A 12192-nucleotide genomic window follows, 5' to 3' on the forward strand; every position below is an offset into this window, starting at 1 on the left:
GACATTCCTTAGCGAATAAACAGCTTGTAAATGAGTTGCAAAATCTTACCGCCATAAGGTGGATAGATAAACTTTGCGCTATTTAATCGACCCTTGGCGAGCACCGCCCGCGCCTGACTGAAAGTGAGAAAACCTTCATGTGCGTGGTAGTGTCCCATGCCCGAAGCGCCGACGCCGCCAAACGGTAAATCGTCTTGGGCAACATGGAACACCGCTTCATTAAAACAGACGCCACCGGAATGGGTTTGCTCAAGAATTTGGCGGCGTTCGTCGCTGTCCTCACCGAAATAATATAAAGCTAATGGGCGCTCACCGCTGCGCACGTGTGCCAGAGCTTGGTCGAATGTCTGGTAGGGAACGATAGGCAAAAGCGGACCAAAAATTTCCGCCTGCATGATCGCCATGTCGGTGGTCACGTTATTGACAATGGTCGGTGGAATTAAGCGTGTGGATTCAAAGGTCTCATTGTTCGGGTTGATACTGTGCACATCAGCGCCACGCGTAATCGCGTCTTGCAAGACATTATGCAGGCGTTTGAATTGTTTATCGTTAATGATCCAGCTGTAATCTGGGTTGTCACGGAAACTAGGGTACATCCGTGAAAATGCAGACTTTAACGCGGCCACGAGGTCCTCAACTTGCGCTTCAGGGCAAAGAATATAGTCGGGCGCTACGCAAGTTTGGCCGGCATTCAGGGCTTTACCAAAGGCGATGCGCTCGGCTGCTGCTTCAAGATCGCAGTGACGCGGGTTGCCGAGGATAGCAGGTGATTTGCCGCCGAGCTCCAAGGTCACTGGGGTTAAATTTTTCGCCGCCGCTTGCATGACATTACGGCCAATACTGGTGCCACCGGTGAATAATAAGTGGTCGAAGGGTAACTCCGAAAAGGCGATGCCGATGTCACTATCACCAGTAACCACAGCAACGTCCGTTGGTGCGAAACATTCGGCAATAAGCTTTTGCACAGCGGTTGCGGTCGCTGGCGTATATTCACTCATTTTAATCAAGACGCGGTTCCCCGCACTTAATGCGGCGACGAGCGGTCCAATCGCCAAGTAGAGCGGATAATTCCAGGGCACGATGACGCCAACCACACCAAGAGGTTGGTAGACAACCTTGGCCGATGCCGGTTGGAATGCAGCCCCGACTTTACGTTTAGAGGGGCGCATCCAGCGTTTCACGCGCTTTTGTGCGTAGCGAATACCCTCAATCGAAGGTAGCAGTTCAGCAAGCCGCGTTTCGTCAGCTGAACGGCGACCGAAGTCGTCATGAATGGCGGCGATAAGACTTTCTTGCTGTTCTAAAAGCGCCACTCTCAGCTTTTCAAGGTTTTCCACACGCTCCTGAGCCGATGGAAATGGCGCGGCATGAAACGCGGTTTTTTGCGCTGCGAATAATTGGGTCAACTCGGCGGTCGTGGTCATCTTTTTCCTCCCACTTTAGCGAACTGTTGTTGCATGAGTCTGGCGTAAAGTCCGCGAGGTAGCCAGCGCTTTAAGCGCCAAATTCGTCGGCCAGTGGCATGGGGCAAGACATAAAAGTGTTTTTGTGCAGCTGCGGCGGCAACCTGTCGGGCGATATCGTCAGCACTAAGGTCGCTCTTACTCATGAGTTTGTCGAGCGTTTTGTCCATATTTGGAACCGTGCTGCGCATGGAATTGCCGAGGTTTGTTCGGAAAAATGAGGGGCAGACCACGGTGACGCCGATGTTGCTCGGTGCTAGTTCATGTTGCAAGGTTTCGGACAAAGAGACGACGGCGGCTTTTGTACTGTTATAGGCCGACATGTTGGGCACGTCGAGTAGTCCGGCCATGGAGGCGATATTAATAAAATGCCCTTGCTTTTGCTGTTTAAAGATTGGCGTGAAGACTTTGCAGCCGCGCACAACACCAAGTAAGTTAATATTAATAATCCAGTGCCAGTCGTCGAGACTGACGGTTTCGATGGCACCGACTTGGGCGACGCCAGCATTATTTACCACAAGATCTACCCCTCCCCATGCCTCTAAAAGGGTATCGGCTACGCGTTGAAGATCCACTTCGTCGGTGACGTCACAGTGAAAGTAGCGCACTTCTTGTGCGTTTTGCGCCAAGGTCTGTTGTGCCTGCTGCCCCAGCTCCTCTTGAATATCACCAATGGCGACTCGCCAGCCTTGCTGTGCGTAGAAATTGGCCAGCGCAAAACCGAAGCCGCTTGCCCCTCCGGTGATGAAAATACGCTTTTGCGGACTTAAATTATTGCTCATGAACTACCCACCTTTAGTTATTTTTTTAACCCTATGATCCGCAGGGGATACTCCCGAAGCCCTCGTGTAATAAGGGCTTGAATTGGCTACAGTGAGGACATCAAAACAGAAGTCGGTTAGCGACATCCCCCCAGGGAAAAGCGAAACACTGCGTCGATGAGAACTACTTTACCGCAAACTGACTTCGTGAACAGCTCTCACTTGGTGTTATTCACTTGTCTTGGAGGACAAGCTTATGAAAACTACTTCTCAACGTTCAGCTTGGCGGAAACCAATATGGTTCTCAGCCACTGCTGCTGGCATCATGCTTGCGATTAGCGGATTTGCGGGAACTGCCGCAGCCGCTGATTTAGAAGCGGGCAAAAAATCGTACGAGCGCAACTGTGCCGCTTGTCACCGTCCCGATGGTTCAGGGATGCGCGGCGCATTTCCTCCACTGGCCAACAACCCGAACTTGCAAGCTGAGCCCGAGCGCGTTGTCGATTCCATCCTCAAAGGAGTCTCTGGACCACTTGAGGTTGGCGGTGTGACTTATAACGCGGTGATGCCGGCAATGGCTCATTTAGATGACGCAGAAATAGCGAATATTTCTAACTACGTTCTCAATAGCTGGGGTAACAAAGGCCCAGAGATCACCGCAGCGCAGGTTAAAAATGTGCGTGAAGGTGGTGGCAAAACCGATCGTGCGAGTGGTCAAGCACATGGCACTGCAACTGCTGCAGAAGTATCGTATAAAGGTGCACCATCGCCGGTTGAAGGAGGCTCGATGGTCGTGACTCCGGGCGCGCCAGATTTGACCGAAGAAGAATTCGCTTCGTCACAACAAATCTATTTCGAGCGTTGTGCCGGTTGTCATGGTGTCTTGCGCAAAGGCGCAACCGGCTTGCCATTGACGACTGATCTCACGCAAGCGAAAGGCACAGATTACCTGAAAGCCTTGATTGCGTTCGGTTCTCCGGCGGGTATGCCAAACTGGGGTACTTCAGGCGAACTCACCGATGCGCAAATCGATGCGATGGCGCGTTACTTGCAACATGAACCACCAACACCACCGGAGTGGGGCATGAAAGAAATGCGCGACTCGTGGATTGTTCACGTCGCACCTGAAGATCGTCCAGCAACACCACAACATAATTACGATGTTGACAACATGTTTGCGGTCACGCTGCGCGACGCGGGTGAAGTGGCGATTATCGACGGCGATAGTTACGAGGTTATTTCTTATGTGCCTACTGGCTACGCGGTACATATTTCTCGTGCTTCGAGCTCAGGTCGCTATTTCTCAACCATCGGCCGCGACGGTAAAGTCGACTTAATTGACTTGTATATGGATCCGCCACAAGTGGTCGCTGAGATTAAAATCGGGATGGAAGCACGTTCAGTTGAGAACTCGCGTTACAAAGGCTACGAAGACAAAATTGCGATTGCTGGCGCCTACTGGCCACCGCACTATGTCTTGATGGATGGTGAAAGCTTAGAGCCACACAAAATTGTTTCAACTCGCGGTTATGTGACTGGCACTCAAGAATATCATCCAGAGCCGCGCGTTGCTGCAATTGTGGGTTCACACAAGCACCCCGAGTTCATTGTTAACGTCAAAGAAACCGGCAAAATCTTGCTCGTGAATTATGAAAATATTGATGCACTGCAAGTTACCACGATTGATGCTGCACCATTCTTACACGACGGTGGTTGGGATCGTAGTGGCCGTTATTTCATGACTGCAGCCAATGAGTCGGACAAGATTGCGGTGATTGACGCGCAGGAGCGGACGTTAAAAGCGTTAGTTCCAGCGGAGCGGATTCCTCACCCAGGTCGCGGTGCGAACATCGAGCATCCTCAGTATGGCCCAGTATGGATAACGAGTGCACTGGGTAACGCTGATATTACCTTAATTGGTACTGACCCAGACAATTACCCGGATCATGCGTTTAAAGCGGTAGAGGTGTTGCAAGGTCAAGGTGGTGGCTCACTGTTCGTGAAATCACATCCGAAGTCGACCAATTTATGGGTAGATACTACATTCCACCCAGAAGCCGAAATCAGTCAGTCGGTGGCGGTATTCGATATCAACAACCTTGATGCGGGTTACACCGTGCTGCCAATCGCAGAATGGGCGGATTTGGGCCCAGGCCCGAAACGGATTGTTCAGCCTGAATACAACAAACAAGGGACCGAAGTTTGGTTCTCGGTTTGGAGTGGCATGGAAGAAGAGTCGGCTATCGTCGTTGTTGATGACAAGACTCGGACATTGAAGCATGTCATTAAAGGTCCACGAATGATTACGCCAACCGGTAAGTTCAACAACTACAACACGCGTAACGAAGTGTACTAAATAAACGAACGTTTAGTTTGTTTCGTAAGACCCCGGCCCAGACCTCTGGGCCGGCTTTAACTCCCCCCGACAGTTTGGAATTGGATGCCCCCTATGCAAAAGTTTTCAGATGTTTCTTTTGTACCGACTTCCCTTGCGCTTGCAATATCTTCTGCGCTCTTATTCACCATCCCATTGACCTCTTATGCTGAAGATGAATTAGCGGATACTTATGAGGTGATCACAGTCGTGGCTCATCGGCAGGCACGCCAACAAAGTGAAGTTACCGGTACTGTAACCGTTATAGATGAACACCGAATGCAACGAGAGCTGGCGCTCGATGTTGCTGATTTAATTCGCTATGAACCAGGGATCGATATTGACCAAGGCAGCACACGTTTTGGTCATGGCGGCTTTACCATCCGCGGTATTGGCGGCAATCGCAGTTCCATCGTGATTGATAATGTACCGGTGGGCGACGGTTTTAGCGTTGGGAACTTCTCGGATACGGGACGCGGCCTATCAGAGCTTGGTTTAATTAGCCGAGTTGAAGTTCTCCGTGGCCCGGCGTCAACGTTATACGGCAGTAAAGCGTTAGGTGGTGTGGTTGCGTTTTCGATGCTCGATATCGACGATGTGATTCGCTCGGGTGATTTTGGCGGCTTCGTGAATGTCAGTGGTCAAAGTGATCGTGACCGCTATCGAGCGACCGCAGCGACGGCTTGGCAGCAAGGCGACTACGGCTTTTTAATTGCTGGCGCCCACCAGCGTGCTAATGAACCAAATTTACCAAGCTCACCAGACGTCCAAGACCAGCTCGACCAAAAACAGGATGCGATTCTTCTGCGTTTTGCCAAAGAAACGGATCGAGCTCGCCTTCGAATCAGCTTTGATAGCCAAGAAGAAAAGCGGGAGAGTGACATTCTCGCCCTACTCGGTCAGGGGCGCTTCGCGATGACGACCTTGATGACAGGAGATGACACACGTGATCAATGGCGTTTTGTCATTGACCAATACTTCCAGAATGTCGCCGGTATCGATCGCGGTAACTGGCGCATTTGGCGGCAAATGACTAATACTCGCCAAGATACGTATGAGGAGCGGCGAGCAGCGCCAGTGCCGATTTCCATTGAACGTGATTTCGAATTTCAACAGAAGGCTTGGGGTGTTGGCAGCGATCTCGAAAATGATCTACAACTTGGTGGTTTCAAACAACGACTTGGCTATGGATTTGAGTTGATTAAAACGCAGGTTGCAGACCGTCGTGACGGTTTACAAACCAACTTAATGAATGGTTCGACAACCACTATTATTTTGGGCGAGCAATTCCCGCTGCGTGATTTCCCGAATAGTGATGTAACTGAGTTAGGCGTCTACGTGCATGACGAAATTCAGTTGTGGTCAGCAGGGCCAACACTGAGTCCGGGCTTGCGTTATGAATATTACAAACTGAACTCCACAGCAGACGACCTTTACACCAGCGCGTTTCCCAACACGGAAGTAACTGACCTAAGTGAGAGCCGTTGGTTACCGAAGTTAGGTCTGTTATGGCCGCTGCAGGAGAACCTTGATTGGTTCGTGCAATATGCGGAAGGCTTCCGTGCGCCGCCGTTTTCGGATGTGAATATTGGCTTGTATATGCCGATGATGAACTTAGTGGCGATTCCGAATCCTGACCTGAAGTCTGAAAAAGGCAGAACCATCGAAACCGGTTTGCGCTGGCAGAATGCAGACAGCCAACTTGAAGTGGTGTTTTTCCGTAATCACTATCGTGATTTTATTGAGACGCGAGCCGCATTAGGGTTTGATCCCGCTCGCGGTATGCTCGTGTTTCAATCACAAAACCGTGATCGGGTGTGTATTGAAGGTGCCGAAATGCGCGCTCGCCAAAGTCTAGGTAACTTCTTTGAGGTGCGTGTTGCGGCTGAAATCACGCGCGGTTATGAGCAAGGTGCCAGCAGTGAGGAAAACCACCATTTGAGTGAAGTCGCACCAGCCCGAGCGACGGTTGAGCTTGCTTGGTTACCGAATATGCACTGGGAAAGTCGTCTCTTCGTGCAGGCCAGTCGTGGTCAACGGGACCTGGTCGATGCTAGCGGCGCAGCACTGTTTTCAGCTCCCGGTTATACCACAGTTGACTGGGTCAGCCAGTGGCTCCCGAACGAAACCTGGTCGGTAACTTTCGGTGTATTCAATCTCACCGATAAAACCTACTGGCGCCAAAGTGGCTCTCGTCTACGGCCCGCCAATGACCCCTACCTACCACTTTGGGTAGAACCCGGCCGAAGTGTCGGCGCTTCGGTCACGATGCGATTCTAATCACACCGACTAAAACGCCCTCCGGGGCGTTTTTTGTCACCCGATTTCGCTACCAGCACATTCCGGCTCGGAGCCGGAATGGCAATTGCGGCTCCGAGCCGGAAACGTAAGTGTAGAAAAAAGCTGGGGTTCTTGGTACAAAGGGGGGAGAGGGTTTATAACAATTGTAAGGTTTGGGGGCGATGCGCAAAGAGCAGCAGGCGACGAAGCTGTATATTCAGTTTTTGTATGTTGTGACGATGCTAGTGTTTATTGGCAGCGCATTTTTTTATCGCCCGGCCGAGCAAGAAGCGATTAACTACTTTTGGTTGATGCTGGCGCTCCTTACGGTACTGACCGCTGTGGCGACTGTGAGTGAAACGAAAGGTACGACGTTCGCGCAAGTCATTGGGCTGACCGCTCTTTGGGTTATCGCCCTCAGTCAAAGCGGTGGTGCTACGAGTCCGGCGAACGCTTTGTTACTGATTCTATTGGTCATTGCTTTTCTGCAATTAAAGCCGCTCTCGGGGTGGTTAACCTTGGGGTTTATTCTCATCGCGCAAGGCTATTTCCTCATTTTACTTGAGCAAGGTGCGCATGGGCATGCCGAGCATCGTGAGCATTATTTGGGTATGGGGTTTACCTTTATCCTCGCCGCTATTCTTTTGTCGTTTACGTTACGCTTGATGCGTACACGACTTGAACGCAGCCAACAGCAGTTACAGCAGATGCGTGAGTCGCAGTTGCGCCGCGAGCAAATTGTGGCGATGGCCACTGTTTCTGCTCAATTTACGCATGACATTGCGACACCACTGGCGATGCTCAGCCTGTTGCATGAAGAGTTACAAGAGAGTTTTAGCGACCACCCAGCAGTGCAGGAAATGCGCGAACCGCTCGCCCGAGTGCGATTGCTATTGGATGAGCTGCGTGCGGCCAGCGAGTCTTTACATCAAGACGAGCATGCGGTGATCTCGGTGGCAAAATTGCAGAAAGAGCTTCGTCAACACATGACGTTGTCACTACCGGCAGATCACATTGAATGCAAATTTGAGTCAGCACATGATTGCTTCATTCACGCTGATTCAACCCTACTTCCAGCGTTACTGAATCTTGTCCGTAACGCAGCTCACGAAGTGCGACAAATTGGTGCAGGTCAGGTCGTTGTCGATGCTCGTATAGTGGCGAACACATGGCAGCTGCGCATTCGCAACCCAAATTTTTCGTTAACGAGTAAGCGTTTAAACGAGTTAAGTCAAGGGAGTGTCAGTAGCGACAAAGGGCTAGGGATCGGCCTATTATTGAGTCACGCGACACTTGAACGCATGGGCGGAACTTTGAAAATAATACTACGCGATGAAAGTGCTCAGGGTGCAGGTGCGTCTGAGGAGGATCGAGTGACGAGTTACGTTGAGCAGTATGTTGAAGTGCCTTTGCTCGAAAACGCAACCCAATTGAGCGCTGATCAGGTATGATTTACTTCATGAGCACCAGCAAATAGCTGCACAGCAATAACTTTAGGAGATTAGGTATGGCGGAAACTCGCCTCCTCATGATTGATGACGATGAACCGTTTGCGCGCATTCTACTGCGCCGTTTAGAGCATCATGGCTGGCCGGGAGTCCATGCGATTTCGACAGAGCGGGCGCTTGTCGATTACCAACGGACGCCGTTCGACATTATTTTATTGGACCTCAATTTGTCTGGCGAGTCTGGATTAAGCCGCTTGCAGGAACTACAGAAAACATGGCCACAGGCGCGGATTATTATCCTCACCGGTTATGCCAGTATTGCGACGACGGTGCACGCTATCAAACAAGGTTGTGATGACTACCTGACCAAACCGGTTGAGATAAACACCTTGTTGAAGGTACTCGCCGGTGATGATGAAGAGCCACCGCTATGTGATGAGCCCGTGAGCGTCGATGCACTGGAGTGGGAGCTGATTCAACGGACGCTGCAGGAACACAATGGCAATATTTCAGCGACAGCGCGGGCGCTTAAAATGCATCGCCGGACGCTGCAGCGGAAATTGCAAAAGAAGCGGATTTAGTCAAAATCGAGCCAATGCTCGCTTGTGAATGCGTTTATTTACACGGGCTGTTCGAGCAAAATGGATGGTTGTATATCCTCGAGTGATGTACAGCCGGTGAGCGCCATAGCAACATCCATTTCCGCCCGTAAAATCGTTAACACCTCGCTCACGCCTTGCTCACCTCGCGCCGCCAGTCCGTAAGCCCAAGCACGACCCAACATGCAACCCGTCGCCCCGAGTGCAAGTGCTTTGACAACATCAAGTCCACTGCGAATGCCGCCGTCCATGAGTACTTCACATCGACCCGCGACCGCGTCGACACATTTGGGTAAAGCGAGAATACTTGGTTCGACGCTATCCAGTTGGCGACCGCCGTGATTCGATACCGAAATTGCATCGTATTGTAATGTTGCTGCTTGTTTGGCGTCTTCTGCATCAAGAATACCTTTCAGGACAATTTTGCCGTCCCAATGGTCACGCAGCCAGGTTAGGTCTTCCCATGTCACCGCAGGATCAAACTGTTCATCAACCCAGTGTTTAAAAGCCGGTAGACTTTTTGCTGAGGGAACGGCGTCGGCCAAATTACCGAACACTAGTGGTTTCCCTTTGATCGGCACATCCCATAGCCAACGAGGATGACTGAGCAAGTCCGCTAATTTGGTCAAGGTCGCATGAATTCCGGACGCCCCGGCAATTCCATTGCGAACATCACGATAACGGGCACCCAAGACAGCAAGATCGACGGTGAACACCAAAACCTTAACACCAGCTTGTTTTGCTCGGCGCAGCAATTCTGCCGCGTAGCCCCGGTCTTTGAGCATATAGAGTTGAAACCAGAGTTGAGCACCGGTGGCGGCGACCTCCTCGATACCACAAAGTGAAACAGTGGACTCACAAAAGGCAACGTTAGCACGTTTAGCGGCGCGGGCGGCTTGGACTTCGCCGCGCCGAGCATTTAAGCCGGCCAGTCCAACAGGGCCAAGAACAACCGGCAATGCATAACGCTCGCCAAGGATGGTGGCTGACAGATCGCGCTGACTGACATCTTTGAGAACCCGTTGGCGCAGATGAATATGTGCTAATGCACTCATGTTCTCACGGCACGTCTGTTCATCATAGGCACCGCCTTCGAGATAATCAAAGAACTGGCGCGGAAGGCGTTTGCGCGCCAGTTCTCGATAATCTTGAATGCTTGCAGGTGCAATCAACTTCGCCATTACTTACCCTTACTGGAGCAATTAATTGAGCTCTAAAATCGCTTCAATTTGGTCGCGCGTCAAGACATGGTAACTCGGTTTTGCCTGCGCATAGATCTCTCGCGCGAGCTCCAGACCTTCAGGTGTTGCGGCGAGCGCTGCATAAACGGGCCGAATAAAGGCTAAGCGTCCCATGCTCGTCAGCATCTCGCGTACGCGCGGCATGGCGGGTTCGTAATTGTGTTGAATAGCAATCACCAGCCATTGCGAAAGAATTGCATTGTTACGTGTAGCGGTAAGTTCAAAGGCTTCGTCGAGACGGGCTAAGTCTTGCTGTGACAGGTCCGCCGGTAATTGCGAGAGAAAATAAACACGCTCATGAATCGACCAGTTGCTGATGTCGATATTCTCACCAGCAAACCACCGTTCTTGTGCCTGCGCGACACGGTCAAAGGCGGCGACTTGCGGTATTGGTGCCGAGTCTGGAAGGCCCGGTGCATATAACCATTCTTCAACTTCGGCGAGCGGCACTAATGCTGGTTCCAAGGCCAGCAGGTTGGCTTGTAAGTACTCAACAAACTGATCAGTCGTGAGGGTGGCGAAGCTGAAATCAGCGAAATATTGACGGACAAATGCATCGAAACGTTCGCGGCCAAAACGCTCCTCTAAGAAAAACAGAAACAGCTGTGCTTTGATATATGGAACCGAGGTAAAGGCTGTGTCGGGATCACGTTGCTCGAGTTCAATGTGCAGCACCTGCTGGCGCTCACTGAGGTGCGGTAAGGCACTTATTAGCGACTGGGCATCGAGCATTCGCTCCATCAGCGCCCGTTCTTCGCCGTAAACAGCTTCCATAATGCGGTTTTCGACGTACGAGGTGAATCCTTCGTTGAGCCAGAGGTCACGCCACGTCGCATTGGTGACTAAATTACCAGACCAAGAATGGGCGAGCTCGTGGGCAATTAAGCTAACCAGGCTTTGATCGCCTGCGATCACGGTGGGGGTTAAAAAGGCTAATTGCGGATTTTCCATGCCACCAAACGGAAAACTCGGGGGGAGTACTAGCTGATCATAACGGTCCCATGCAAATGGGCCAAATAGCTGCTCGGTCACCGCCATCATATCGGTAGTGTAGGAAAACTCAGCAACGGCATCGGCTAATACCGAGGGTTCGGCGTAAATCGCCATGCGCTCGTTCAAGGCATAAAAATCAAGGTCGCCGACCGCTATCGCCATCAAATAGGACGGGATTGGCTGTTCGCTGCGAAATTCATAGAAACCCGTGCGTTCAGGGTTTGGCGGGTTGTTTGCGCCCATAAGACCAACCAAATAGGGTGGAGTATAAAGCTCACCCGTGAAGGTTAAGCGCTCCGTTGGCGTGTCCTGAATCGGAATCCAAGTCCGCGCATAATGTGGTTGTGACTGGCTATATAAAAATGGATATTGACCGCCGGCGGTGCCCACGGGGTCAACCCAGTCTAAGCCGGTTGCAGTCGGTGAGCTTGAATAGTGAATACGGACTTTTTCCGCGCCCGCGGTAACCCGAACGGACAGTGGTGTGCCGAGAATTGGATCCCGCTCACCAAGTGTAAAGGTGGTGTCCTGCCAGTCGCCATGCACATGTTGCTCGACGCCGTAAATAGTTAACGCTTCAGTATCGAAAACGACTTCGGTTGCACGTGCGTCTCGAAACTCGAGGTCATATTCCGCCGAACCAATCAGTTTTTTCTGATTGAAATCCACCTGTAAGCTTAAATGCAAATGCGGTGTGTGGATCTGATTGCTATTGGCAAAACTATGCTGGTCGATAGTCGGCGTGGCGACTCGTGTGTGCTCCGAGCGTGGGCTATGCGGTTGTTCGGACTGTTGCGGTGAACAAGCTACGAGAATAAGCGGTAACGCTACCCACGCCAGCTGTTTTAGCGAAAATGAAGACACATCATGCTCCTTACTAGCACTGATTAATAGCGTCAGTTATAGCAGATTAAGCGGCGAACCACTATGCGGGATTGTTAATGCGACCAGAATGTTAGCAGTAAAAATCCACACCCGAGACTGACCATGAAAACCGGTACACTCCAGCGATGAAATTCCCCCCAGGTTGAAT

General features: G+C 51.3%; 8 protein-coding genes. 4 read left to right on the forward strand and 4 right to left on the reverse strand.

Features of this window, described 5'->3' with window-relative positions; genetic code table 11:
- Positions 1-8 precede the first annotated feature (8 nt).
- On the reverse strand, positions 9-1424 hold the full coding sequence (locus LAT77_RS04410; protein ID WP_290563339.1) for a coniferyl aldehyde dehydrogenase: 1416 nt from the start codon (positions 1422-1424) through the stop codon (positions 9-11).
- On the reverse strand, positions 1421-2245 hold the full coding sequence (locus tag LAT77_RS04415) for an SDR family oxidoreductase (protein ID WP_290563340.1): 825 nt from the start codon (positions 2243-2245) through the stop codon (positions 1421-1423). Before LAT77_RS04415 ends, LAT77_RS04410 begins: the two co-directional genes overlap by 4 nt.
- Positions 2246-2480: 235 nt before the next feature.
- On the opposite strand from LAT77_RS04415, the gene LAT77_RS04420 reads away from it, so the two are divergent.
- The 4 genes from LAT77_RS04420 (at position 2481) to LAT77_RS04435 (ending at position 8907) form a co-directional block, all read left to right on the forward strand.
- Positions 2481-4580: a cytochrome D1 domain-containing protein gene (locus LAT77_RS04420; protein WP_290563341.1), complete on the forward strand. Its 2100-nt coding sequence runs from the start codon at positions 2481-2483 to the stop codon at positions 4578-4580.
- A gap of 93 nt (positions 4581-4673) precedes the next feature.
- Positions 4674-6878, forward strand: coding sequence for a TonB-dependent receptor (locus LAT77_RS04425; RefSeq protein WP_290563342.1), 2205 nt, complete (start codon positions 4674-4676; stop codon positions 6876-6878).
- 182 nt (positions 6879-7060) lie between these two features.
- Positions 7061-8329 carry a HAMP domain-containing sensor histidine kinase gene (locus tag LAT77_RS04430; RefSeq protein WP_290563343.1) on the forward strand — a complete coding sequence of 423 codons (1269 nt, stop codon included), beginning with the start codon at positions 7061-7063 and terminating at the stop codon, positions 8327-8329.
- Positions 8330-8385: 56 nt separating this feature from the next.
- The gene (locus LAT77_RS04435; RefSeq protein WP_290563344.1) at positions 8386-8907 is read left to right on the forward strand and encodes a response regulator; all 522 of its coding nucleotides are present in this window, start codon (positions 8386-8388) and stop codon (positions 8905-8907) included.
- Positions 8908-8945: 38 nt separating this feature from the next.
- Here LAT77_RS04435 and LAT77_RS04440 read toward each other — a convergent pair whose 3' ends face one another.
- Together LAT77_RS04440 and LAT77_RS04445 are read right to left on the reverse strand one after the other, a co-directional pair.
- On the reverse strand, positions 8946-10106 hold the full coding sequence (locus LAT77_RS04440) for an L-lactate dehydrogenase (RefSeq protein WP_290563345.1): 1161 nt from the start codon (positions 10104-10106) through the stop codon (positions 8946-8948).
- 21 nt (positions 10107-10127) lie between these two features.
- Positions 10128-12023: a M1 family metallopeptidase gene (locus LAT77_RS04445; RefSeq protein WP_290563346.1), complete on the reverse strand. Its 1896-nt coding sequence runs from the start codon at positions 12021-12023 to the stop codon at positions 10128-10130.
- Between the last annotated feature and the right edge of the window lie 169 nt (positions 12024-12192).

The sequence above is a fragment of the Aliidiomarina sp. genome (genome assembly GCF_022565475.1).
Lineage (GTDB): Bacteria > Pseudomonadota > Gammaproteobacteria > Enterobacterales > Alteromonadaceae > Aliidiomarina.

What these genes read in the sequence shown, in the direction of transcription:
- LAT77_RS04410 (WP_290563339.1), bottom strand. Translation starts at nt 1,424, where the DNA reads ATGACCACGACCGCCGAGTTGACCCAATTATTCGCAGCGCAAAAAACC.
- LAT77_RS04415 (WP_290563340.1), bottom strand. Translation starts at nt 2,245, where the DNA reads ATGAGCAATAATTTAAGTCCGCAAAAGCGTATTTTCATCACCGGAGGG.
- LAT77_RS04420 (WP_290563341.1), top strand. Translation starts at nt 2,481, where the DNA reads ATGAAAACTACTTCTCAACGTTCAGCTTGGCGGAAACCAATATGGTTC.
- LAT77_RS04425 (WP_290563342.1), top strand. Translation starts at nt 4,674, where the DNA reads ATGCAAAAGTTTTCAGATGTTTCTTTTGTACCGACTTCCCTTGCGCTT.
- LAT77_RS04430 (WP_290563343.1), top strand. Translation starts at nt 7,061, where the DNA reads ATGCGCAAAGAGCAGCAGGCGACGAAGCTGTATATTCAGTTTTTGTAT.
- LAT77_RS04435 (WP_290563344.1), top strand. Translation starts at nt 8,386, where the DNA reads ATGGCGGAAACTCGCCTCCTCATGATTGATGACGATGAACCGTTTGCG.
- LAT77_RS04440 (WP_290563345.1), bottom strand. Translation starts at nt 10,106, where the DNA reads ATGGCGAAGTTGATTGCACCTGCAAGCATTCAAGATTATCGAGAACTG.